Origin of the sequence: Bacillus sp. CGMCC 1.16607, from assembly GCF_042683745.1 — a bacterium.
In the GTDB taxonomy this organism is placed as follows: Bacteria; Bacillota; Bacilli; order Bacillales; family Cytobacillaceae; genus Pseudoneobacillus.
The window spans coordinates 614803-639751 of the sequence record NZ_JBHUJX010000008.1; the positions used below are offsets into that span (position 1 = coordinate 614803).

Genomic DNA, 24949 nt, shown 5'->3' on the forward strand with positions numbered 1-24949 from the left:
GATAAAATGACCAATAATATTGATTCTTCTTTATACTTATCAAATTATCAGAAACAAACTAGAAAAACGGGATCGGATATTTTAGGAAAAGATGACTTCTTAAAAATACTAATGACTCAGCTACAGAATCAAGATCCGTTAAACCCGATGCAGGACAAGGATTTTATCGCCCAAATGGCAACTTTCTCAAGTCTCGAACAAATGACGAATATGAATAAAACCATTGAGCAATTTGTGGAAGTATCAAAACAAAATAGTATGATCTCGTATAATCAGTTTGTTGGTAAAGATATTACATGGCATAAATTAATTCCCGCTGAGGATGAAACTTCTGAACCAACAATTACTGAAGGTAATGGTCGGGTCGCATCCATACAATTTAAAGAAAACCAAGTTTATTTAATTCTTGAAGATGGTACTGAACTTGAGCCTGGAAATATATCGAAGGTTAATAATGTTTCATCAGAAAGTCATATGCTCCAAGCCTCAATGATGATTGGGAAAACGGTAACATATGTAAATGATAGTAAAGAAGAAGGAATTGCTAGGGTAAAATCGGTTTCGTTTAAAGATGGAAAAACTTTATTTGAGCTTGATAATGAAGCAAAAATTTCGTCATCACAAATTATGAAAATTGAATAGAGAATAGGAAGTGGTTGGATGGAAAACTCTATTTTTCGTCCGATGCCATCCAAGCCCATTCATCAGCATACAACTAAGAAAACACAGCTAGGATCAGTTGCCAACCCTTTTTCACATCATTTGCAAGAAGCCATTAATGTTCAAACAAAATTAACGGTAAGTAAGCATGCAAAAGAAAGATTATCCCAACGTGATATTCATATTGATCAAAGTCGGTGGGAAATCATTGAAAAAAAGGTAGCCGAGGCAAAGAAAATGGGTGTCAAGGATTCATTAGTATTACTACAAGATGCAGCTTTAATCGTAAGTGCAAAAAATAATACAGTCATTACAGCGATGGCACGTGATGAAGCGTCAACACAAATTTTTACAAATATCAATGGAACAATAATTATTGAATAATGGCTGGACCAATTTTATGGAAGCCAGGCTGTGGAATGATAGAAGCAGCTACAATCGAAAGGGGTTAATCGAATGCTACGCTCAATGTACTCAGGAATAAGCGGAATGAAAAACTTCCAAACTAAACTAGATGTAATTGGTAACAATATTGCAAACGTAAATACATTTGGATTCAAAAAGGGTCGTGTTGTATTTAAGGACATGATTAACCAGAGTATTGCTGGGGCTAGTAGCCCGACAGGAACAAGAGGTGGGGTTAATGCAAAGCAGGTAGGACTTGGGTCTACACTAGCTACAATTGATACAGTCCATAATGGAGGAAGTACACAAACAACAAATAGAGTACTTGATTTAGCAATTGCTGGGGACGGATTCTTTCAAGTAGCGTCATCAAATCTTGAAGACGCAACAGACCCACTATCATTTGATGGTTTTAATAATATTCAATATACTCGTGCTGGAAATTTTTATTTTGATAAACAAGGATTTATGGTCAATGGTGATGGACAATTTTTGGTTGGTTTTGCTGCTACGCCTACAGACGTAGCTGACTCGACAACATTTCCAACTCCAGATAGTATAAGTTTTACGACAGTAGATATTGCTTCTCCGCCTACTGGAACTGAATATAAGCCGATACGAATTCCTACTGATGCTAAAAGTATGAGTATAGGTAAAGATGGTACAATCACATTTGTAGACGCTGCAGGAAGTCTTAAATTGGCGGGGAAAATAATTATGGCTAAATTCCCAAATTCTGGTGGACTTGAAAAATCAGGAAATAACACTTTTCAAGAAACAAACAACTCAGGGGCAGCAACTTTGGATTTCGCGGGTAATTCTGGTATAGGAACTACTGAATCAGGAGCCTTAGAAATGTCCAACGTAGACCTTTCCGAAGAGTTCACTGAAATGATCGTTGCTCAACGTGGGTTCCAAGCTAATACAAAAATTATCACTACTTCTGATGAAATCCTTCAAGAGCTAGTAAACTTAAAACGATAGTTTAGGAGGAGGGGTTAGGGACCGTGTTCCTGACCCCGATAAATAAGTGATTAAAGTATCCAAATTAAACGGGAAAACATTTTTATTAAATGCACTTTATGTTGAAACGATTGAGTCCTTTCCTGACACGACGATTACCTTATCTAACGGTCGTAAATATGTCGTGAGAGAGACAGAGGATGAAGTTCAAACATTAATTATTAAATTTTATCAATCTGTCAACCTTCTAGGGCAACAGTTGGAGGAAAGCGAAAATGAAAAATAATAAACTTCTTATGATTATGATTGTCATGCTTGTTGCCATTGCTCTTGTAGGAGCGATTGCCGTAACAATCATTTTAAAAACGTCTAATGAAGGTAAAGAAAAAGAACCATCAATTGAAGAAATTATCGAAGCATCTGTCGATGTTCCAGAATTAACTACTAATTTAGCTAGCAATGATTTTATTCGTATTTCATTTAAGATTCAAACAGATGGTAAAAAAGCAAAAGAAGAATTGGAACAACGTGATTTTCAAGTGAAAAATATAATAATTCAAGAACTATCCGAAAAAAAATCGGAAGAACTTAAAAGTAAAGAAGGAAAGATACAATTAGAAAACACTTTAAAAGAAAAAATCGACAGTCTAATGCAAGAAGGACATGTTGTGAAAGTATATATTACTCAATCACTCCTCCAGTAATATGTTAATAAAAAAATTTATTATAGATGGAGGTGAGGATTTTGTCTGGAGAAGTATTGTCTCAAAGTGAAATAGATGCTCTATTATCAGCTTTATCAACAGGTGAAATGGATGCCGATGAATTAAAGAAAGAGCAAACTGAAAAGAAGGTTAAAAGCTACGACTTCAAAAGAGCTCTTCGTTTTTCAAAAGATCAGATTAGAAGTTTGACGCGTATCCACGAGAATTTTGCAAGGCTGTTAACAACTTTCTTTTCAAGTCAGTTGAGAACCTATGTGCAAATAAGTGTTGCATCTGCCGATCAAATTCCATATGAAGAATTTATACGGTCAATTCCAAAAATGACAATTTTAAATGTATTTGAAGTTCCTCCACTTGAAGGTAGAATTTTAATGGAAGTGAACCCGAATATCGCCTATGCTATGATGGATCGAATGTTAGGTGGACAAGGTAGCAGTATGAGTAAAGTGGAAAATTTGACAGAAATTGAAACGAGAATTATGTCCACTACTTTCGAGCGAGCATTTGAAAATTTGAGAGAAGCTTGGGCTACTATTTCAGATATTGATCCAATGCTTGATGTATTTGAGGTTAATCCGCAATTTTTACAAATGGTTTCACCAAATGAAACAGTTGTGGTTATTTCCTTAAATACGACAATCGGGGAAGCGAGTGGAATGATCAATATTTGTATCCCACATGTTGTTTTAGAACCAATTATTCCTAAATTATCTGTCCATTATTGGATGCAAAAGGAAAAGAAAGATACAAATCCAACTGTAGTTGAATTACTTGAGAAGAAAATTCAAAATGCAGAGGTTCCTTTAGCAGTGGAATTAGGAAACTCCGAAATATCCATACAAGATTTTCTCATGTTGGATATTGGTGATGTCATCGAATTGAATCAATTAATTGATCAGCCATTATTAATAAAAGTCGGAGAAATCCCTAAATTTATTGGACAACCAGGGAAAGTGAATAAAAAGCTAGCTGTTCAAGTGCTAGAAACAATGAAGGGGGGAGACGAATATGGTGAGTGATGGCATGTTATCCCAAGATGAGATTGATGCTCTTTTAAGAGGATCAGGACCAGAAGAAATGGAAGAAGAATCAGATGTATTTTTAGTAGAAGATTATATATCATTAATGGAGCAAGATGCCCTAGGTGAAATAGGTAATATTTCTTTTGGAAGCTCCGCTACGGCATTGTCTACTTTATTAAATCAAAAGGTGGACATAACAACACCAACTGTATCAGTTATTCCGAAAGTGAAAATAAATGAGGAATTTCCTCATCCTTATGTAGCCATCCAAGTGAGTTATACTGAAGGATTTTCAGGAAGTAATTTATTAGTGATACAACAAGGTGATGCTGCAATTATCGCTGATTTGATGCTTGGAGGAGATGGACTTAATCCAGGAGATTTAATGGGCGAAATTCAGCTAAGTGCAGTTCAGGAAGCAATGAATCAAATGATGGGTTCAGCTGCTACATCGATGTCTACTATATTTAGTAAAAGGGTGGATATTTCCCCACCGACAATTGATTTACTTGATGTACAAAGTGGAGAAGGAACTCATCGTTTACCAAATGAGGAAATGATGGTAAAAATATCGTTTCGATTAAAAGTTGGAGATTTAATTGATTCGAATATCATGCAATTATTGCCTTTGGATTTTGCAAAAAGTCTTGTTACAGAATTAATGAATCCTACTCCAGCCCAAGTTACACAGAAGCCATCTTCGGTAGAAGATATCCCTGTGGAAACTGGACAAAATATTACTAACTCTTTGAATTCTGAATTCACGGCTCCACCTATGCAAGGTCAGCAACCAGAAATTTGGCAGCAACAACCACAATATGCTGGGTTTCAGGAACAGGGATATCAAAATTATCCACAAAATATGGGATATCAAACAGCACCTCAACATTTTGGTTCAAGTATGACAAGTACAATACCACAAAACGTTCAGCCTGCTGTATTTTCAAATTTTGAACCTATGAGAATGCCTGAAACTGAAACAAAAAATTTAAATATGCTTTTAGATATTCCGTTACAGGTTAGTGTGGAGCTTGGAAGAACGAAAAGGTCTGTCAAAGAAATTCTGGAGCTTTCCTCAGGTTCAATCATTGAACTCGATAAATTAGCAGGTGAGCCTGTAGATATTTTAGTAAATAATCGTTTAATTGCCAAAGGAGAAGTCGTTGTTATAGATGAAAACTTTGGAGTCAGAGTCACAGATATTATTAGTCAAAGTGACCGAATAAAAAAACTTAGATAAAAGATAGGGGTAATTGGGGAATGGCACATAAAATATTAATTGTTGATGATGCAGCATTTATGAGAATGATGATTAAAGACATATTAAGTAAAAATGGTTACAATGTCGTTGGAGAAGCAGCGGACGGTGCACAAGCAATTGAAAAATATAAAGAAACACAACCAGATTTGGTGACAATGGATATTACAATGCCAGAAATGGATGGGATTACAGCGCTTAAAGAAATTAAAAAATTAAATCCAAATGCGAAAGTAATTATGTGTTCAGCTATGGGGCAGCAAGCGATGGTAATTGATGCTATCCAAGCAGGAGCAAAGGACTTTATTGTTAAACCTTTCCAAGCAGATCGCGTACTAGAAGCAATTGGAAAGACTCTTGGCTAAGAAAGAAAAGTAGAAAACCCGTTATCGGCGACAAGCAAAAGGCAAATCGGCAGGAAGGTTGGTCTTTAACCTTCATGGCGGTTTGACTTTTGACCTCGAACCGATAGCGCTTGGTCGACTAAAAACGCCACATCCTGTGGCAACGATGACACTTGGATGTCCTGTCCGTCGGAACTAGACAGGAAAAAAGAAAAAGGGTGTAGACCTTGCAAATAAAAACATTGTTTCCTAAAATCATTTTCGTATTTATAATTGCTCTGCTAGGATCGCAAACTGCGGTTTATGCAGAGCAAGTAAAAAACGTAAAAGAATGGGTCGAAAATCAAGATAAAGAGAATAAAGTGGAACCGGAGAAGAAAACAGTCCCCAATCAACAAAAGAACGTGGATAAAGAGGTATCCAATGTTGGAGTAACTTTTTTTGACTTTGTAAAAATGATTTTTGCCTTACTATTTGTCATCGCCCTTTTGTATGCAGTATTAAGGTTCGTAAATAAAAAAAGCAAATCATTTCAATCAACTATGCTTGTTGAAAATCTAGGTGGTACAAGCTTAGGAGCGAATCGTTCAGTACAACTAATAAAGATTGGGAAACAAATACTTGTAGTCGGAGTTGGAGAAAGTATTCAACTATTAAAGGAAATAGATGATGAAGTGGAGTATCGGGAAATTGTGGAATCTTATAATAAGAAAATGGATCAGATGATACAGCCCAGTGATCTAATTTCAAGGTGGATGGATAAGCTTAATAAGTGGAATAAAACAACTGTAAAAAAAGAAGATAAACAGTTTTCCTCTATTTTACGAAATCAGTTAAACGAATTCTCAAACGGAAGAAAGAAATTATTAGAAGAGATCGAAAAGGAAGGATCAGATGAACGATGAATGAATTCATGGAAATCTTTAATAATAGTTCACCTGATAATGTCTCAACTTCTGTAAAGTTGCTTTTACTTCTTACAGTTCTTTCAATCGCTCCGAGTATCTTAATCTTACTTACATGTTTTACAAGGATAGTAATCGTTTTATCCTTTGTAAGAACGGCGCTTGCAACTCAACAAATGCCACCGAATCAAGTTATTATTGGATTGTCCTTATTTTTAACCTTTTTTGTTATGGCACCTACTTTTCATGAAGTAAATAAAGAAGCTTTGACTCCTTTATTTAATGATAAAATCAATCTCGAAGAAGCATACGAGAGAGCGTCTACCCCATTTAAGGAATTTATGAGTGTTCATACAAGGCAAAAGGATTTGGCTTTATTTTTGGAATATGCAAAGGTAGATAGACCCGAAAAAATAGAAGACATTCCTTTAACCGCCTTAGTACCAGCATTTGCTATAAGCGAAATAAAAACGGCTTTTCAGATTGGTTTTATGATATTTATTCCTTTTCTTGTCATTGATATGATTGTTGCAAGTGTCCTGATGTCGATGGGTATGATGATGCTTCCTCCTGTCATGATTTCTTTACCATTTAAGATCCTATTATTTGTGCTAGTTGATGGTTGGTATTTAGTGGTGAAATCTCTACTACAAAGCTTTTAAGTGGGTGAATAATTTTGAGTTCGGAATCCGTAATTACAATTGCAGAACGTGGGATTTATACTGTGCTAATCATATGCGGCCCTTTATTGGTTATCGCTTTAGTCGTAGGTTTAATTATTAGTATCTTTCAAGCAACAACTCAAATTCAAGAACAAACACTTGCATTCGTACCAAAAATTGTAGCTGTGCTACTAGGACTTATATTTTTGGGACCTTGGATGTTAAGTCATATGCTTTCATATGCGACTGATATCTTTTCAAATTTAACGAGGTTTGTGGGCTAATAGAATGTTAGATTTTATTCCTAATTTCCCAGGGTTTTTATTAGTTTTTGTAAGAGTCACATCTTTTTTTCTAATGATGCCTCTCTTTTCTTATCGGACGATTCCTACTACTCATAAAGTTGGTTTTGGATTTTTTCTTTCATTAATTATTTATTTCACTTTAGATGTTCCAGTTTTTGAAATTGATGTTGCTTATTTTTTCATAATTATGAAAGAAGCGATTGTAGGAATATCGATTGGATTTGTTGCTTATATGATGCTTTCAGCCATACAAGTAGCGGGTGGGTTAATTGACTTTCAAATGGGTTTTGCTATTGCGAATGTCATTGATCCCCAAACCGGTGCACAGAGTCCTTTAATGGGTCAATACTTTTATACAATTGCTCTTTTATTGATGCTAACGATTAATGGTCACCATTTAATCATCGATGGAATATACCATTCATTCCAATTTATATCATTAGAACAAGCTTGGATACCTTTAGGCGATTCCAATTTAGTGGAATATATTCTTCAAGCTTTTTCACAAATGTTTATGCTCGCCTTTCAAATGGCTCTACCTGTAGTAGGTTGTTTATTTTTAACAGACGTGGCATTAGGAATAATGGCAAGAACTGTTCCGCAATTAAATATCTTTGTCGTCGGTGTACCAGTGAAGATTGCGGTTGGCTTAGTAGTAATTTTCATTTTAATGAGTGTGATGACAACGGCGATGTCACATATGGTTGAGATTATGCTTTACACGATGCGTAATTTAATGGATTTATTAGGGGGGAAATAGGTGAGATTATTATCACTTGATTTACAGTTTTTTTCTGGTGAAAAAACAGAAAAAGCGACCCCGAAGAAAAGGCAGGATGCTAGGAAGAAGGGTCAAGTAGCTAAAAGCCAAGATATGAACACTGCCATATTATTAATCGCCATTTTTTCCTTCTTATGGTTGGCAGGGGGATATTTACTAGATATTACATTAAATATATTTAGGCACTCCTTTCAAAATTATTTATTAATGGAGTTATCCGAACAAAGTGTTTTCCCATTATTAATGGTGATTCTAAAAGAAATCTCATATTTTCTAGGACCCATTCTATTAGTAGCAATGATTTCAGGTATTGCTGCAAATTACTTTCAAGTAGGATTTCTTTTCTCTCCAGAAGCAATCCAAATGAAATTGGAAAAAATTAATCCAATTCAAGGATTTAAAAAAATTTTTTCTATAAGATCTATCGTTGAATTATTAAAGTCGATATTAAAAATTTCCTTTGTAGGCTCCATTGCTTTTATTATTTTATGGAATAGAATAGATGAAATTTTTGTTTTATCTCAAGAATCTATTGGAGATTCATTAGTTACACTTGCTTCAATTACTGTTCAAATTGGATTGTTTTGTTCAATAGGATTATTATTTTTAGCAGTTCTGGACTATTTTTATCAAAAATTTGATTTTGAGAAAAATATTCGAATGTCTAAACAAGATATTAAGGATGAACACAAAAATATTGAGGGAGATCCCCTTATTAAGTCAAAAATAAAGCAACGTCAAAGGGAAATGGCTATGCGGAGAATGATGCAAGAAGTGCCGAATGCCGACGTTGTCATAACGAACCCAACTCATTTTGCCATTGCGTTAAAATATGATGAAGAAAAATCAGATGCACCTTATGTAGTTGCTAAAGGTGTTGATTTCGTTGCTCAAAAAATCAAGTTAATCGCAAAGGAAAATGATGTGATTACTGTGGAAAATCGCTCTTTAGCAAGAGCTTTATATAGTCAAACTGAAATTGGGGATGCTGTCCCTGAAGAGTTCTTTAAGGCAGTTGCTGAGATATTAGCTTTCGTATATCGTACAAAAAACAAACTATAACAATTGATAAAAGTTATTGTAAGAGTAGGGAGAGAAGAACAATATGTCAGCAAGAGACTTGACAGTATTGCTAAGTGTCATAATGATTGTCGCCATGTTGATTATCCCATTACCAACCTGGTTATTAAGTGTATTAATTATTATAAATATATCTTTAGCTTTACTTGTTCTATTAATCTCAATGAATATGAACGAAGCACTTGATTTTTCAATCTTTCCATCTCTATTACTACTTTTGACCTTATATCGTCTTGCTTTAAATGTGTCAACTACCCGTGCCATCCTTTCTCACGGTCATGCTGGTGGAGTCGTAGAAACATTTGGTACCTTCGTTGTTGGTGGAAATGCGATTGTAGGTATGGTTATTTTCTTAATACTCGTAATTATTCAATTTATCGTCATTACTAAGGGTTCAGAGCGTGTTTCTGAAGTCGCAGCACGTTTTACTCTAGATGCAATGCCTGGTAAACAAATGAGTATTGATGCGGACTTAAATGCTGGAATGATTTCTGAACAACAAGCACGAGAAAGACGAGAAAAGGTAAGTCGTGAAGCTGATTTTTATGGATCTATGGATGGGGCAAGTAAATTTGTTAAAGGGGATGCGATTGCTGGGATTATCATTGTATTAATCAACTTAATTGTTGGTATGATAATCGGAATGCTTCAAGATGGTCTAGGAATCGCTGAAGCTTCTCAAAAGTATTCCTTATTAACCGTTGGTGACGGGATTGTCAGCCAAATTCCTGCATTATTAATTTCAACTGCAACAGGTATCGTCGTAACGAGAGCGGCTTCAGATGGCAATCTCGGAAAAGATATTTCTACACAGCTTCTTAGATATCCGTATATGCTTTATGTTACGGGGGGCACCATTTTTACTTTAGGATTATTAACACCAATTAATGATTTTTATACGATTCCGATTGCTGGATTATTTGCATTCGGTGGTTATATGGTATCTAGAGTACCAAAGCATGATGATGATAAAATTCAAGAATTAGATCAGGAATTAGAATCTAATGAGATGAAAAGTCCAGAAAGTGTCGTAAATCTTTTAAATGTTGATCCGATTGAATTTGAATTTGGATATGGTTTAATCCCATTAGCAGATGCTAATCAGGGTGGAGATTTATTAGATCGGATTGTGATGATTAGACGTCAGCTTGCCATTGAATTAGGTCTAGTTATTCCAGTTGTAAGGATTCGTGATAATATCCAATTACAGCCCAATGAATATCGACTGAAAATAAAAGGGAATGAAATGGCTCGAGGCGAACTTTTATTGGATCATTACTTAGCGATGAGCCCTGGAGTCGATGATGATTCTGTTGAAGGCATTGATACAATAGAGCCATCATTTGGTCTTCCTGCAAAATGGATTACGGAATCGATGAAAGAACAAGCTGAAATCTTTGGATATACAGTCGTAGATCCACCTTCAGTTGTGTCCACACATATTACGGAAGTCATTAAAACAAATGCATTTCAATTATTAGGAAGACAAGAAACAAAGCAGCTTATCGATCACATTAAGGAAAGTTATCCGATTTTGGTGGAAGAAATTACTCCAAATCCATTATCGATCGGTGAGGTTCAAAAAGTATTAGCGAAATTATTAAAAGAAAATGTCTCGATTCGAAATCTACCGATCATATTTGAAACATTAGCAGATTACGGAAAAGTAACTTCGGACACAGATATATTAACTGAATATGTTAGACAAGCTCTAGCACGTCAAATTACAACACAATTTAGTGGGAGAGAAGATCTACTTAAAGTAGTAACCATATCGGGAAAAGTTGAAAAAATGATTGCGGAAGGGATTCAGCAAACGGAGCATGGAAATTATTTATCTATTGATCCTGCCCACTCACAATCAATCTTAGAGTCAATTGCTTCACAAGTGGAGCAACTTTCTTTAATGGAGCAAACACCAATTATTTTATGCTCTCCAGCTGTGAGAATGTATGTAAGACAATTAACTGAACGATATTTTCCTCAAATACCAATCTTGTCTTATAATGAATTAGAGTCGACTGTAGAAGTTCAAAGTGTAGGGGTGGTGAATATTGATTGAAGGTAAAAAAATACGTAGCATCATCCATGCCAGAAGCAATGAAATTAATACGTGCAGAATTAGGAAATGATGCTGTCATTCTTAATTCAAAGATGATTCAAACTGGTGGATTTCTCGGTTTTTTTAAAAAGAAGAATATTGAAGTAATTGCTGCAGTTGATCCGAAACCAATTCAGCACACTCAAGTGAATGGGAATAGTAAAAAAAATACGAAGGAAATTACACCACAAATTGAAAAAAGAGTGATTGAATCCAAAACACAACTACCCTCACAACTTAAAGGGTCAGATGAATTAATTACTGAATTAACAGAATTGAAAGCATTAATGAAAACCATCTCGATTCAGGATGTGGGAACATCCTCTTTCTTGCCAGAACCAGTAAAAAATGTTGATCAAATCCTTCGCAATCAAGAAGTAAGCTCGGGAATGATAGAAAAAACAATTGGAAAATTGTTAGAAAAATGGTTTATAACAGGTGCAAATGCCTCGAAAAAAGATGTCCTTGGATGGGCGAGTGAAGTAATTATTGATGAAAATAGTCAATTATCATTTGGCGGTATTACGTTTAATAAAAAGTTTGTGAACGTTGTCGGACCGACAGGGGTAGGTAAGACAACGACCTTAGCAAAAATAGCTGCAGACTGCGTGTTAAAGCATAAGAAAAAAGTTGCTTTTATTACGACTGATACTTATAGAATTGCGGCAATTGATCAACTGAAGACATACGCGAAAATTCTTAATATTCCGATTGAGGTATGTTATAACATTAATGATTTTGAAGAGGCAACAAAAAAATTTGATGAATTTGATGTTGTTTTAATAGATACTGCCGGTCGGAATTTTCGAAATCATCAATATGTAGAAGATCTAAAAAAAGTAATTGATTTTAATAATGATATGGAAACTTTTCTCGTTCTTGCGTTAACTTCTAAGCAAAAAGATATGGAGGATATTTTTCTACAATTCTCTACTATTCATATTGATAGGTTGATTTTTACAAAAATTGATGAAACGTCACAATATGGATCTATGCTTAATATTATTGAAAAATATCAAACAGGAGTTGCCTACTTAACAAATGGTCAGGATGTTCCTGACGATATGATTACAGCTACTTCAGAAATTATTGCCAATACAGTTCTTGGAGTCGATTTGAAATGAAGGATCAAGCAGAGAATTTACGTCTCAAATTGCAGACTCAAACGAAGGATCAATACAATGCTAGAACAATCGCTGTAGTAAGTGGTAAAGGTGGAGTAGGGAAATCGAATTTTTCTTTAAATTTCTCACTCTCCCTTTTGAAGTTAAATCATAAAGTTCTTTTGATTGATATGGATATTGGAATGGGAAACTTAGATATATTAATGGGAAAAGCCCCAGAATATTCAATCGTTGACTATTTATCAAATCATGTTCCACTTCAAAATATTATCATGGAAGGACATGAGGGTATTCATTATATTGCTGGAGGAACAGGTCTATCGCAATTAGTAAAATTCGATGAAGAACTTATTGAACAATTTACTAGTGAACTGCACCTACTATTTAAACAATACGAATATGTAGTGTTTGATATGGGGGCAGGGATATCGGATGATACATTAAGAATATTGCTGTCTGTTCATGAAATTATTGTGGTAACAACCCCAGAACCAACATCGATAACGGATGCCTATGCTACAATGAAATTTATTCATTTACAGGATCCTACTTTAAGGATGTATTTAGTAGTAAATAAAATTTTATCAGATAAAGAAGGAAAAGAAACATATAGGAGAATTTCAACAGTTTTGGATAAATTTTTGGATCGTGAAATTGTGTCACTAGGTTTTTTACCTGAGGACCGTTCGATCCAACAGGCTGTTAAACGTCAAATTCCATTTTTGTTGTTTAACCCAAAATCTCCGGCTTCTTTAGCTTTAAAATCGATTACAGATCGATATAAAAAACAGAAGTTCGATGATGAAACTCCCTCTTCATTGCCGTTTGTTTTAAAGTTAAAGAAATTTCTCTTTGAGAGGTAGTGTAATATGTCGGATAAAATTAATATTCTTATCGTCGATGATTCAGCCTTTATGAGAAAACTTATTAATGATTTTCTAGAGGACCATCCACGCATTCAGGTTATCGGCACAGCAAGAAATGGTGAAGATGCCATTAAGAAAATTAAAGAATTAAGGCCACATGTTGTAACGATGGATGTTGAGATGCCTATCATGAATGGACTTGAAGCATTGAAAATAATTATGAAAGAAATCCCTTTACCAGTCGTTATGCTTTCTAGCACAACGAGAGAAGGTGCAGAGAATACGTTAATCGCGATTCAGAATGGTGCATTTGATTTTATTGCTAAACCGTCTGGGGCAATTTCATTAGATTTATATAAGATTAAAGAAGAATTAATTGAAAAGGTAATATCTGCTAGCAGGGCAAACATTTCAAGATTGATTGGTACTAAAATTGACACACTATCATCAGTTCCAAAAACGCAAAATTATAGTAAAATTGAACTAGAGAAAAGCCAACTTAAACAAGTAAATCCTGTTTGGGAAAAAAAATTAAAAAAGCTTATTTGTATTGGAACTTCAACTGGTGGACCAAGAGCATTGCAAAATGTCTTAACCAAACTTCCAAAAGGGATCGAGGCACCCTTGTTCATTGTTCAACACATGCCGCCTAGTTTTACAAAATCACTTGCAACACGCTTAGATTCTTTGTCTGAAATTAAAGTGAAAGAGGCAGAAGATGGTGAAATTGTTCAAAAAGGGGTCGCGTATATTGCTCCTGGAGGCTTCCATCTAAAACTAAAACAAATGGGTACCGCCTTAGCCATCCAAATTGATCAATCTCCATTAAGAAATGGGCATCGGCCAGCAGTTGATGTATTATTTGAATCAATCAGTGAGCTGCAAGGATATGCAAAAATTGCTGTCATTATGACAGGTATGGGTACGGATGGTTCACAAGGTTTGTTAAGACTAAAAGAAAATGGTTTGGTAAAAGCGATTGCAGAATCTCAAAATACATCCATCGTTTATGGTATGCCAAAGGCTGCAGTTGCTACTAAACTAATTGACGAAGTTCAGGATGTTGAAAAAATAGCCGAAACCATTTTGAAATATGTTTAATTTAAGGGGTGTGTGGATATGGAAATGAACCAGTATTTAGAGGTGTTTATTGAGGAAAGCAAAGAACATTTACAATCTTGTAATATCCATTTATTAGAATTAGAGAAAAACCCAGCAGATATAAAAATTGTAAACGAAATTTTTCGCTCTGCCCATACGCTAAAAGGTATGTCTGCCACAATGGGGTACGAAGATTTAGCTAGCCTTACCCATCAAATGGAAAATGTTTTAGATGGAATTCGTAATATGAAAATATCGGTTACTCCAGAAATACTTGATGTTGTCTTTTTAGCTGTGGATGACTTAGAAGCAATGGTTCTTTCAATAGCAGACGGTGGAGACGGAAAACGTGATGTTACATTAGTAGTTGAGAAGCTGAAGAAAATAGAAAAAGGTGAGTCGCTAGTGAATGTAACTGCTGCAATCCAAGAAGTTGCTGCATCCACTAGTATCGAAATGATTAATGCCAAAAGTGAATACGATGAATTTGAATTAACTGTTTTACAGCAATCTAATGAACAAGGTTTTGAAGCTTTTGAGATTACCGTATCATTAAGAGAAGACTGTTTATTAAAAGCAGCACGAGTATTTATGGTATTTGAAGTATTGGAGAAAATCGGTGAAGTAATTAAATCAAATCCTTCTGTTGATCAATTAGAAGAAGAACAATTTGACCATTCATTTACCATCACCATTGTTTCGAAAGAATCAAAGAATGACATTGAGAAGAAAATTTTGAAGGTATCAGAGGTACAAAAGGCAGAAGTTATTACACTTGATATTCAGAAACTTCGAAAACAAATAGAAGAAAATTTAAATATTAATGAACAACAAGTGGAAGAGATTGTGGTAAATGCTGAGTCGAATAAAATTCAGCAAGAAGAACAGAAAAAATCCAATTCTAAGCAAGCGAGCATTGGAAATAAAACGATCCGTGTAAATATTGAAAGACTAGATATTTTGATGAATCTATTTGAAGAATTAGTAATTGATCGTGGGCGTCTAGAACAAATATCTAAGGAGTTTAATAACCAGGAACTTCATGAGACAGTAGAAAGAATCACACGAGTGTCGGGTGATCTTCAAAATATCATTTTAAATATGCGAATGGTTCCAGTTGATACAGTTTTCAATCGGTTCCCAAAAATGGTTCGTCAGTTAGCAAGGGATTTAAATAAAAAAATCAATCTTGAAATCATCGGTGCTGAGACTGAATTAGATCGGACGGTCATTGATGAAATTGGTGATCCATTAGTTCACTTGCTAAGAAATGCTATGGACCATGGTGTTGAAATGCCAGAAGTTAGAAGGCAAAAAGGCAAAAATGAAGAAGGTACCATAATATTAAAAGCTTATCATAGCGGGAATCATGTATTTATTGAAATCGAAGATGACGGTGCTGGAATTAGTAGAGAAAAAATCCTTCAGAAGGCACTTGCTAAGGGGATTGTTAACGAGCAAACTGCTTCAACATTGACGGACAAACAAGTATATGAATTAATTTTTGCATCTGGATTTTCAACAGCTGAGAAAATTTCGGATATTTCAGGTCGCGGTGTTGGCTTAGATGTAGTAAAAAATACGATTGAATCGCTTGGTGGTTCAGTTTCTATCGATTCTCAATTAGGTAAGGGGTCAATCTTTTCTATACAACTTCCACTTACCTTATCCATTATTTCTGTGATGTTAGTAGAAATACAAAAAGAAAAATATGCTATTCCGCTATCATCCATTATTGAAACAGCTATTGTTAAGAAAGAAGAAATACTAAATGCTCATAATCAAAAAGTAATTGATTTTAGAGGGAAAGTAGTTCCTCTAATATTCTTAAAAGATATTTTTGAAGTACCAGTTTTTGAAGAAGAAGATGGTTTTTATTCAGTTGTAATTGTCCGAAAAGGAGATAAGATGGCTGGATTAGTAGTTGACTCGTTTATAGGTCAGCAAGAGGTGGTTCTTAAATCACTAGGAAACTATTTAACTAGCGCATTTGCCATTTCTGGAGCTACTATACTTGGTGATGGACAAGTTGCACTTATCGTTGATTGCAATGCGTTAATAAAATAGTAAGAATAAATTCATTTTCTAATAGGAGTGAGCCACAGTGACCGAAACAGCTACAACTGATTTAAAGATCATTATTTTTCAGCTAAAAGAAAAAGAATATGCTATTCCAGTTAGTCAAGTAAGTTCAATTGAGAAAATTGAACATATTACTCGAGTACCTAGAACTGTTGATTATATTAAAGGTGTTATTAATTTACGTGGAGTTGTAACACCGATTATAGACCTACGTAAACGATTTGGTTTAGAGGAAGCCACTTATTCTGATAGTACTAGAGTAATAATGGTTTCAATTGATCAACTTGAAGTTGGATTAATTGTAGATGCTGCAAATGATGTCATTGATATTGATGTGAATTCTATCGAGCCTCCCCCAGTCGTAGTTGGGGTTTCAGAAGCAGAATATATTAGTGGTGTTGTAAAGGTGGAAAAAAGATTAAAAATTTTATTAGATCTTGAAAAGGTGCTTAATACCGATGAAGTCAAATCTATTAAAGGATTGGAAGGTTAATCGGAATGACTTTCGTTAACCAAATATCCACCGTCCATCTAGATATATTAAGAGAAGTAGGGAATATTGGAGCGGGGCATGCCGCAACTGCTCTTTCGAAATTATTAAACAAACGAATCGATATGAAAGTTCCAGATGTCAAAATCGTCAGCTTTAATGAAATGATGGAAATGGCTGGTGGAGCGGAAAATATTGTTGCTAGCGTATTTTTACGATTAGAGGGAGATGCTCCAGGTAGTATGTTTTTTATCTTACCCATCTCCCAAGCAACGAAATTTATACAGCAAATGATTGATGATCCCAGCTTTTCATTTATAGATCAACCTAATCATGAGTTGGCGCTTTCTGCCTTTCAAGAGTTAGGGAATATTTTATCAGGTTCATATTTATCATCTCTTTCTGACTTTACTAATTTATCACTGTATCCTTCCGTTCCATCTCTAAGTATTGATATGTTTGGTGCAATTATTAGTTATGGAATTATAGAGTTATCACAAGTTGCTGATCATGCCATAGTTATTGATACAGCTTTAAATGAGGATGATATTAATGATTTGGAAGGAGTAAAAGGTCATTTCTTCCTTTTGCCAGACCCTGATTCATTCTCAGTCATATTTGAGGCATTGGGAGTATCAACTGATGATAGATAGTGTGATGGTCGTAAAAGTAGGTATATCAGAATTGAAAGTAATAAAATCACCTTCAACTATTAGAACATCGGGATTGGGTTCTTGCGTTGGGGTAGTTGTTTACGATCAAACCGTACAAATAGCAGGCCTTGCTCATGTTATGCTACCGGATTCCTCCTTGTCAAAAGTAGCGGGGATGAATATAGCGAAATATGCTGATACAGCAGTAAAGGAATTGATTTCCCAACTTATGAAATCTGGAGCACGTATGGGAAATTTAAAAGCGAAATTAGCAGGTGGAGCTCAAATGTTTCAATTTACTACATCAAGTGATGTGATGCGTATTGGTCCGAGAAATGTTGATGCAGTAAAGAAGGAGCTACAAGATTTACGAATTCCTGTTATTGCTGAGGATGTTGGTGGGAATAGCGGACGAACAATCGAATTCAATCCTAAAACCTGCATGCTTGAAATTCGCACAGTAAATAAAGGTGTTCATTTCATTTAATTTCTAGTAATTTTCTATTCTAGGGGGGGTATCATGGTACAGACCGTTTTATTTGACGAACAAACAGCATGGGGCAGTTGGACAAAGTCTCGAGATGCAGACGCAGGTAACTATCTAGTCAAAAAGTATTTATCTCTAGTCTCGTACCATGTCCAACGAATTGCGATTGGATTGCCGAAAAATGTTTCACGTGATGATTTGAATTCATTAGGGATGATGGGATTATTTGATGCATTAGAAAAATTTGATCCAAGCCGCGATTTAAAATTTGATACGTATGCTTCCTTTCGGGTTAGAGGTGCAATTATCGATGGACTTAGGAAAGAAGATTGGCTTCCGCGATCCACGAGAGAAAAAGCAAAAAAAATAGAAGCCGCAATCGAAAAATTGGAACAAAAATATATGCGTAAGGTATCTTCAAGTGAAATTGCTAATGCATTAGGAATACCAGAAGATGAAGTTTGTACAACAATAAATGAACATTTTTATGCGAATGTGCTTTCGATCGATGAACAGCCTTCTGATCTAGATGAAAAAGAAGGATCTAGTTTTTCAATAAAAGATGATAAGTCTATTATTCCAGAAGAGAAAATTGTTCGTACGGAACTCCTTGAAGAATTAGCAAACTTAATAGAAAGATTAAATGAAAAAGAACAATTGGTGATTAGTTTATTTTATTATGAAGAACTGACTTTAACTGAAATTGGCCAAGTTATGAATTTATCTACATCTAGAATTTCGCAAATCCATTCTCGAGCTCTTTTTAAACTAAACCAATCATTAGAGAAAATAATTTAAAATTAAAAAACCTTCTTTAAATAAGGAAGGTTTTTTTCTTGAAGAATTACCCTAAAATAAGGATGTGATTGTATGAGTTTGAAAGCAATAGAAATGCAGATTGCACTGCCAAGAACTCAAGATGCAGGAAAAATTCATGAACAATTACAACAACGTGGACAGATTAGCCAAGATCGATTAGCAGAAAAAAATCAAAAAGAGCAAGAGAAAAAACGAGTGACTGTTAATAAGAATGAGTCAAAGGACAAAGTAGTTGTTAAAAAGGATACAGACAAAAAGCAGCAAAACAATCAACAAGAAAAGGGCGGAAAAATGAAAGAAGCAGATACTGAAAAAATCATTCACCCTTATAAAGGCACGAAAATAGACTTTAGTGGATAAGTAGGAGATCATATGAGTACTTTTTTTATCATCATTTCACTTCTTTTAAATTTTGTTGCATTCTTTGTTATCCTTATATTATTTCAAAGGCAAAACAAGCTTTTTGAAGTAGAGAAAAACCAGGAAAAACTAGTAAAGGAAATGGAAGAGGTCATTGCATCATATTTAATGGAGATGAAAGAGGACAATGAAAGATTTATTGAAAAAATTAATCAAATAAATCAATCAAGAAACATGAAGGTAGAATCAAAAGTAGAAGAAAAAAGGCAAAGTCAACATACATATTCAGAAGAAAGTGCACATAACAAACTAACAGAAAAACTTGAAAGTACTTCCGCACGTCCAGTTTATGCTGTAAGTCGAGTCCAGATTGCGAATGCCTATAAACAAAATCAGTATCCTCAAATAAAGAAGGATGAGTCAAATTCTGTTCTTTCGGATATTCCAATTAATACGAATGGAATTGAAACAGTTTCGATAAAGAAATCGATTTTAGAAGAAATATTACTATTACAAAATCAAGGATATTCAGAAGAAGAAATAGCAAAAAAACTAAATAAAGGTAAAACTGAAATTCAACTTTTACTTAAATTTCAGCAAAACGATTAGGAAAAGCTTGAACGCTGAATATATTTATGCTATATTAGTTCATGGTGTTATTACACACGCTTACGGATTTAATCGATAGGTGCTGTTTACAGTCATCGTTTAAAAATGAAATAAGCGGAGGAAAATTAAACCTAGGAGGAACAAACATGTCAGTTATTTCTATGAAGCAATTGCTTGAAGCTGGTGTACATTTCGGTCACCAAACTCGTCGTTGGAACCCAAAAATGAAGAAATATATCTTCACGGAGCGTAACGGAATTTATATTATTGATCTTCAAAAAACAGTTAAGAAGTTTGAAGAAGCTTATAATTTCGTGAAGGAGCTTGCTGATAACGGCGGGAAAATGCTTTTCGTTGGTACAAAAAAACAAGCTCAAGATTCAGTGAAAGAAGAAGCAGAACGTTCTGGAATGTACTTTGTTAACCAACGTTGGTTAGGTGGTACTTTAACAAACTTTGAAACAATCCAAAAACGTATTTCCCGTTTAAAAGATATCGAAAGAATGTCTGAAGATGGTACTTTTGAAGTATTACCGAAAAAAGAAGTTGTTCAATTAAAGAAAGAACAAGAACGTTTAGAAAAATTCCTTGGTGGAATTAAAGATATGAAAGGTCTTCCTGATGCATTATTCATCATTGACCCACGTAAAGAACGTATTGCTGTTGCTGAAGCACATAAATTAAACATTCCGATCGTAGGTATTGTAGATACAAACTGTGATCCAGATGAAATCGATTATGTAATCCCAGCAAACGACGATGCAATTCGTGCTGTTAAACTTATTACAGCTAAAATTGCTGATGCAATTTTAGAATCAAAACAAGGCGAAGAATTAACAGCTACTGTTGAAGCATAATTCGCTTTAAGCATTTTAGCTTGGTGCTATGGGAAAGGTGATAAGAGGGAAGCACCCTTTATCACCTTTTTTTAAAGTAAACCATTGATTACATGATGAAAATCATGCAAACACTATTCATACGGTTACATAAAATTAAAACCGCTACTATACAATAATAAGGAGGAAATACTCAAATGGCAGTTACTGCACAAATGGTAAAAGAACTTCGTGAAAAAACGGGTGCTGGAATGTTAGATTGCAAAAAAGCACTTACTGAAACAAATGGTGATATGGAAAAAGCAATCGATTTCTTACGTGAAAAAGGAATGGCTGCTGCTGCAAAGAAATCAGATCGTATTGCTGCTGAAGGAATTACGGCTATTCTTTCACAAGGTAATGACGCTGTAATTTTAGAAGTTAACTCTGAAACTGATTTCGTTGCTAAGAATGAAGGATTCCAAATTCTTGTTAAAGAATTATCTGAGCATTTATTAAATAATAAGCCATCATCTGTTGAAGAAGCTACTTCACAAACAATGGAAAACGGTGTAACAGTTGCAGATCATATTAATGCTGCTATTGCAAAAATCGGTGAGAAAATTACTCTTCGTCGCTTTGAAATTTTAACTAAATCAGATAACGGTGCATTCGGTGAATACTTACATATGGGTGGCCGAATTGCTGTATTAACGGTATTAGAAGGAACAACTGATGCAAGTGTTGCTAAAGATGTATCTATGCACGCTGCTGCTCTTCACCCATTATACGTTTCTCGTGATGAAGTATCACAAGAAGAAGTTGAGCGTGAGCGACAAGTTTTAACTCAACAAGCTCTAAATGAAGGAAAACCAGAGAATATTGTTGCGAAAATGGTAGAAGGACGTCTTGGTAAATATTTTGAAGATGTTTGTTTACTTGATCAAACATTTGTTAAAAACCCTGACCAAAAAGTACGTCAATTCGTTGAGTCTAAAGGTGCTACAGTACGTGGATTCGTTCGTTACGGTGTAGGAGAAGGTATTGAGAAACGTGAAGATAACTTCGCTGAAGAAGTTATGAGCCAATTGAAGAAATAATTTATTGTAAAATAGATAGGAATAGTAATAGGGGACACTCACAGCGTGTTCCCTATTTTTAAAGTGGAAATTTAAAGCTGTAAATTATCTTTGGAGGTTCATATGACCAGCCCTAAATACAAACGCGTTGTTTTAAAATTAAGTGGAGAAGCGTTAGCAGGAGATGCCGGCTTTGGAATTAATCCATCTGTGATTAAATCCATTGCCAATCAAGTAAAGGAAATTGCTGAAATGAATGTCGAGGTTGCTGTTGTTGTTGGTGGCGGTAACATTTGGCGTGGGAAAATTGGCAGTGAAATGGGTATGGACCGAGCGAACGCAGATTATATGGGGATGCTAGCTACAGTCATGAACTCACTTGCCTTACAAGATAGTCTTGAGCAACTTGGGATAGAAACACGTGTTCAATCATCTATTGAAATGCGCCAAGTGGCTGAACCATACATACGTCGAAGAGCGATTCGTCATCTTGAAAAAAAACGTGTTGTCATTTTTGCAGCAGGTACAGGAAATCCTTATTTTTCTACAGATACTACAGCTGCTTTACGAGCTGCTGAAATTGAAGCAGAAGTAATCTTAATGGCGAAGAATAATGTAGATGGAGTTTATTCAGCTGATCCACGAACTGATAAGACTGCAAAAAAATATAATCAAATCACCTATTTAGACGTTATTAAAGAAGGCTTAGAGGTTATGGATTCAACTGCTTCTTCTTTATGTATGGATAATGATATACCACTAATCGTTTTCTCTATTATGGAGCAAGGCAATATTAAACGTGTAGTGATGGGTGACAATATCGGAACTATTGTGAGGGGGAAATAATTATGCCAAAAACAGTCATTTCTAATACGAAGGATCGCATGAGTAAAGCGATTCAAGCTTTTACAAGAGAATTAGCTAGTATTCGGGCAGGAAGAGCAAATGCATCATTATTAGATCGAATCACAGTTGACTATTATGGTGCTCCTACTCCTGTCAATCAATTAGCGGGAATCAGCGTGCCTGAAGCACGATTATTAGTTATTCAACCGTATGATAAATCCATCTTAGGAGAAATTGAAAAAGCCATCTTAAAATCGGATTTAGGTATTAATCCTACAAATGATGGTTCTATTATCCGAATTGCGATACCGCAATTAACCGAAGAACGTCGTAAAGACTTAGTAAAATTAGTCAAAAAAGAAAATGAAGAAGCTAAAATTGCGATTCGAAATATTCGACGTGATGCGAATGATGATTTAAAGAAACTTGAAAAAAACGGTGAAATTACTGAGGACGGCCAACGTGGTTATTCTGAAGATATCCAAAAATTAACAGATGACCATATTGCCAAAATTGACCAAATCACAAAAGATAAAGAAAAAGAAATTCTTGAAGTGTGATGAATGTAGGGAGACCCTCTGATAAGGGGGTTTTTTTGCCTTTATAATGAAAGATGTCTATAACCCAATTTAATTATTCTGTTTTAACTTTCAAGAACATAAATTATTTTATAGAGATATCTTTAGTATTTTTTGGTATGATAAAAATATGATTATTATGTTTCTAACAATAGGTTAGGTAGATCTTCTTAACATATTTAAAATTTATTCGGAGGAAGATTACTTTATTTGGAGGATATGTATATGTTAAGTAAAATTAATCTGTGGAAGAAAGGATCAAATTCTTCCAATCTCCGAGATCGAATTGCAAATATAAGGAAACATTCGATTCCCTCTCATATTGCTATAATTATGGATGGTAATGGACGTTGGGCAAAAAAGAGAGCTTTACCAAGAGTAGCGGGTCATCACGAAGGTATGAAGGTTGTACGTAAAATAACAAAGCTAGCAAATGAATTAGGGGTCGAAGCATTAACTTTATATGCGTTTTCTACTGAAAATTGGAAAAGACCTAAATCAGAAGTGGAATACTTAATGAAGCTACCAGAAGAATTTTTAGGGACATTTTTGCCTGAATTGATTGAGGAAAATGTTCAAGTGAAAATGATTGGTAACAAAAATCAACTACCATCATTTACTTTAAGAGCCATTGATAAAGCGATGGAAGATACGAAAGAAAATACAGGGCTTATCTTAAACTTTGCCTTAAATTATGGAAGTAGATTAGAAATTATTGAAGCGGTACAGAATGTCTTAAAAGACTGTAAAAGTGGAATAATAAATGAAAGTGAAATAACGGAAGAAGTTTTTTCTTCTTATTTAATGACCTCTAATCTGAAGGATCCAGATCTGTTGATTCGTACAAGCGGTGAAATTCGGTTAAGTAATTTTATGCTTTGGCAATTAGCTTATAGTGAATTTTGGTTCACTGATACACTATGGCCGGATTTTAAAGAAGAAAACTTACTTGATGCCATTGAAGCTTTTCAAAACCGCCAAAGAAGATTCGGAGGAGTATAAAAAAGGTGTTGAAATTATAAATGAAGCAAAGAATCATAACAGCAGTTATCGCAGCAGCTATTTTTCTTCCTATTGTCATATATGGAGGAATACCATTTATCATTTTAGTTTATTTAATGGGTTCAGTTGGATTATATGAATTACTAAAGATGAGAGGTATAAAATTATTTTCTATAGGTGGATTCATTGCTTTATTTTTACTGTGGATTCTTCTCCTACCAAATGAATATCAAGATTTCCTAGTAAATATTAATTTTACAAAGTCTGAATTTGCCTTCTTAGCGATTTTATTGTTTTTGACTTATACTGTTGTGACAAGAAATCGATTTACCTTTGATCATGTTGCCTTTTCCGTCTTAGGTACTATTTATGTGGGACTAGGCTTTTACTATCTAATTGAAACCCGTGAAGCAGGGCTTATGTATGTTTTTTATTCCTTGTTTATTATTTGGGCAACAGATTCGGGTGCTTATTTTATCGGTAGAGCATTAGGAAAACGAAAGCTTTGGCCTGAAATTAGTCCGAATAAAACGGTAGAAGGAGCCGTAGGTGGAATCGTATGTGCATTAGTTGTGGCAGTACTATTTAATTTATTTACAGATATTGATGCATCGCTTATCCAGCTTTTAGTTATTACAGTCGTTTTATCGATTTTCGGTCAAATAGGAGATCTTGTAGAGTCTGCATTGAAGCGACACTTCAATGTTAAAGATTCTGGTCGTATTCTACCTGGACATGGTGGAATTCTAGATCGATTTGACAGTTTATTATTTGTTTGGCCACTTTTAAGTTTTTTACATTTAATCGGGTAAAGTTTTTCCTTTTAT

The 24949-nt window shown here is 34.7% G+C and carries 30 protein-coding genes; all 30 read left to right on the plus strand.

Features of this window, described 5'->3' with window-relative positions:
• The first annotated feature begins 6 nt into the window (after window positions 1–6).
• The 30 genes from flgD to ACFSO7_RS06085 all read left to right on the plus strand — a co-directional run bounded on the left by flgD (window position 7) and on the right by ACFSO7_RS06085 (window position 24934).
• The gene (gene flgD / locus ACFSO7_RS05940) at window positions 7–642 is read left to right on the plus strand and encodes a flagellar hook assembly protein FlgD (protein WP_377876189.1); all 636 of its coding nucleotides are present in this window, start codon (window positions 7–9) and stop codon (window positions 640–642) included.
• Window positions 643–660: 18 nt separating this feature from the next.
• Window positions 661–1044 carry a TIGR02530 family flagellar biosynthesis protein gene (locus ACFSO7_RS05945; protein ID WP_377876191.1) on the plus strand — a complete coding sequence of 128 codons (384 nt, stop codon included), beginning with the start codon at window positions 661–663 and terminating at the stop codon, window positions 1042–1044.
• 72 nt (window positions 1045–1116) lie between these two features.
• On the plus strand, window positions 1117–2049 hold the full coding sequence (flgG, locus tag ACFSO7_RS05950; protein ID WP_377876193.1) for a flagellar basal body rod protein FlgG: 933 nt from the start codon (window positions 1117–1119) through the stop codon (window positions 2047–2049).
• A gap of 46 nt (window positions 2050–2095) precedes the next feature.
• Window positions 2096–2314: a flagellar FlbD family protein gene (locus ACFSO7_RS05955; RefSeq protein ID WP_377876195.1), complete on the plus strand. Its 219-nt coding sequence runs from the start codon at window positions 2096–2098 to the stop codon at window positions 2312–2314.
• Window positions 2304–2732, plus strand: coding sequence for a flagellar basal body-associated protein FliL (fliL, locus tag ACFSO7_RS05960; RefSeq protein WP_377876197.1), 429 nt, complete (start codon window positions 2304–2306; stop codon window positions 2730–2732). Before ACFSO7_RS05955 ends, fliL begins: the two co-directional genes overlap by 11 nt.
• A 41-nt stretch (window positions 2733–2773) precedes the next feature.
• Window positions 2774–3772, plus strand: coding sequence for a flagellar motor switch protein FliM (gene fliM, locus ACFSO7_RS05965; RefSeq protein ID WP_377876199.1), 999 nt, complete (start codon window positions 2774–2776; stop codon window positions 3770–3772).
• Complete coding sequence (fliY, locus tag ACFSO7_RS05970; protein ID WP_377876200.1) at window positions 3762–5015, plus strand: flagellar motor switch phosphatase FliY; 1254 nt, start codon at window positions 3762–3764, stop codon at window positions 5013–5015. Before fliM ends, fliY begins: the two co-directional genes overlap by 11 nt.
• A 20-nt stretch (window positions 5016–5035) precedes the next feature.
• Window positions 5036–5398 carry a response regulator gene (locus tag ACFSO7_RS05975; RefSeq protein WP_377876201.1) on the plus strand — a complete coding sequence of 121 codons (363 nt, stop codon included), beginning with the start codon at window positions 5036–5038 and terminating at the stop codon, window positions 5396–5398.
• 206 nt (window positions 5399–5604) lie between these two features.
• Window positions 5605–6282: a flagellar biosynthetic protein FliO gene (locus ACFSO7_RS05980; RefSeq protein ID WP_377876203.1), complete on the plus strand. Its 678-nt coding sequence runs from the start codon at window positions 5605–5607 to the stop codon at window positions 6280–6282.
• Window positions 6279–6944: a flagellar type III secretion system pore protein FliP gene (gene fliP, locus ACFSO7_RS05985; RefSeq protein WP_377876205.1), complete on the plus strand. Its 666-nt coding sequence runs from the start codon at window positions 6279–6281 to the stop codon at window positions 6942–6944. The genes ACFSO7_RS05980 and fliP overlap by 4 nt, the downstream gene beginning before the upstream one ends.
• Before the next feature lie 14 nt (window positions 6945–6958).
• On the plus strand, window positions 6959–7228 hold the full coding sequence (gene fliQ / locus ACFSO7_RS05990; protein ID WP_377876207.1) for a flagellar biosynthesis protein FliQ: 270 nt from the start codon (window positions 6959–6961) through the stop codon (window positions 7226–7228).
• 4 nt (window positions 7229–7232) lie between these two features.
• Window positions 7233–8009, plus strand: a complete 777-nt coding sequence (gene fliR, locus ACFSO7_RS05995) for a flagellar biosynthetic protein FliR (RefSeq protein WP_377876209.1) — start codon at window positions 7233–7235, stop codon at window positions 8007–8009.
• The gene (gene flhB, locus ACFSO7_RS06000; protein ID WP_377876210.1) at window positions 8010–9092 is read left to right on the plus strand and encodes a flagellar biosynthesis protein FlhB; all 1083 of its coding nucleotides are present in this window, start codon (window positions 8010–8012) and stop codon (window positions 9090–9092) included. It begins immediately after the preceding gene.
• Window positions 9093–9135: 43 nt separating this feature from the next.
• Entirely contained in the window at window positions 9136–11172 is a 2037-nt protein-coding gene (gene flhA, locus ACFSO7_RS06005) for a flagellar biosynthesis protein FlhA (RefSeq protein ID WP_377876212.1), read from the plus strand.
• Window positions 11169–12335: a flagellar biosynthesis GTPase FlhF gene (gene flhF / locus ACFSO7_RS06010; protein WP_377876213.1), complete on the plus strand. Its 1167-nt coding sequence runs from the start codon at window positions 11169–11171 to the stop codon at window positions 12333–12335. The genes flhA and flhF overlap by 4 nt, the downstream gene beginning before the upstream one ends.
• Window positions 12332–13198 (plus strand): MinD/ParA family protein, encoded by an 867-nt coding sequence (locus tag ACFSO7_RS06015; protein WP_377876215.1) that lies wholly within the window; start codon window positions 12332–12334, stop codon window positions 13196–13198. Before flhF ends, ACFSO7_RS06015 begins: the two co-directional genes overlap by 4 nt.
• A 6-nt stretch (window positions 13199–13204) precedes the next feature.
• On the plus strand, window positions 13205–14302 hold the full coding sequence (locus tag ACFSO7_RS06020) for a protein-glutamate methylesterase/protein-glutamine glutaminase (protein WP_377876216.1): 1098 nt from the start codon (window positions 13205–13207) through the stop codon (window positions 14300–14302).
• A gap of 18 nt (window positions 14303–14320) precedes the next feature.
• Window positions 14321–16369: a chemotaxis protein CheW gene (locus tag ACFSO7_RS06025; protein WP_377876218.1), complete on the plus strand. Its 2049-nt coding sequence runs from the start codon at window positions 14321–14323 to the stop codon at window positions 16367–16369.
• A 37-nt stretch (window positions 16370–16406) separates the two neighbouring features.
• Window positions 16407–16877: a chemotaxis protein CheW gene (locus ACFSO7_RS06030; RefSeq protein ID WP_377876219.1), complete on the plus strand. Its 471-nt coding sequence runs from the start codon at window positions 16407–16409 to the stop codon at window positions 16875–16877.
• 5 nt (window positions 16878–16882) lie between these two features.
• Entirely contained in the window at window positions 16883–17527 is a 645-nt protein-coding gene (locus tag ACFSO7_RS06035) for a chemotaxis protein CheC (protein ID WP_377876221.1), read from the plus strand.
• Window positions 17517–18014, plus strand: coding sequence for a chemotaxis protein CheD (locus tag ACFSO7_RS06040; RefSeq protein WP_377876223.1), 498 nt, complete (start codon window positions 17517–17519; stop codon window positions 18012–18014). The genes ACFSO7_RS06035 and ACFSO7_RS06040 overlap by 11 nt, the downstream gene beginning before the upstream one ends.
• A 33-nt stretch (window positions 18015–18047) precedes the next feature.
• Window positions 18048–18812 (plus strand): FliA/WhiG family RNA polymerase sigma factor, encoded by a 765-nt coding sequence (locus ACFSO7_RS06045; RefSeq protein WP_377876225.1) that lies wholly within the window; start codon window positions 18048–18050, stop codon window positions 18810–18812.
• Window positions 18813–18884: 72 nt separating this feature from the next.
• Window positions 18885–19193 (plus strand): hypothetical protein, encoded by a 309-nt coding sequence (locus ACFSO7_RS06050; protein ID WP_377876227.1) that lies wholly within the window; start codon window positions 18885–18887, stop codon window positions 19191–19193.
• 12 nt (window positions 19194–19205) lie between these two features.
• Entirely contained in the window at window positions 19206–19802 is a 597-nt protein-coding gene (locus tag ACFSO7_RS06055; RefSeq protein WP_377876228.1) for a hypothetical protein, read from the plus strand.
• A gap of 146 nt (window positions 19803–19948) precedes the next feature.
• Window positions 19949–20659, plus strand: a complete 711-nt coding sequence (gene rpsB / locus ACFSO7_RS06060; protein ID WP_377876230.1) for a 30S ribosomal protein S2 — start codon at window positions 19949–19951, stop codon at window positions 20657–20659.
• Window positions 20660–20835: 176 nt separating this feature from the next.
• On the plus strand, window positions 20836–21717 hold the full coding sequence (gene tsf, locus ACFSO7_RS06065; RefSeq protein WP_377876232.1) for a translation elongation factor Ts: 882 nt from the start codon (window positions 20836–20838) through the stop codon (window positions 21715–21717).
• A gap of 102 nt (window positions 21718–21819) precedes the next feature.
• Window positions 21820–22542 (plus strand): UMP kinase, encoded by a 723-nt coding sequence (gene pyrH / locus ACFSO7_RS06070; protein ID WP_377876234.1) that lies wholly within the window; start codon window positions 21820–21822, stop codon window positions 22540–22542.
• Between the two features lie 2 nt (window positions 22543–22544).
• Complete coding sequence (gene frr / locus ACFSO7_RS06075; RefSeq protein ID WP_377876236.1) at window positions 22545–23102, plus strand: ribosome recycling factor; 558 nt, start codon at window positions 22545–22547, stop codon at window positions 23100–23102.
• Window positions 23103–23345: 243 nt separating this feature from the next.
• A complete protein-coding gene (locus tag ACFSO7_RS06080; RefSeq protein WP_377876237.1) occupies window positions 23346–24122 on the plus strand; it encodes an undecaprenyl pyrophosphate synthase in 777 nt (258 codons plus the stop codon).
• A gap of 20 nt (window positions 24123–24142) precedes the next feature.
• Complete coding sequence (locus tag ACFSO7_RS06085; protein ID WP_377876239.1) at window positions 24143–24934, plus strand: phosphatidate cytidylyltransferase; 792 nt, start codon at window positions 24143–24145, stop codon at window positions 24932–24934.
• Window positions 24935–24949: the final 15 nt, after the last annotated feature.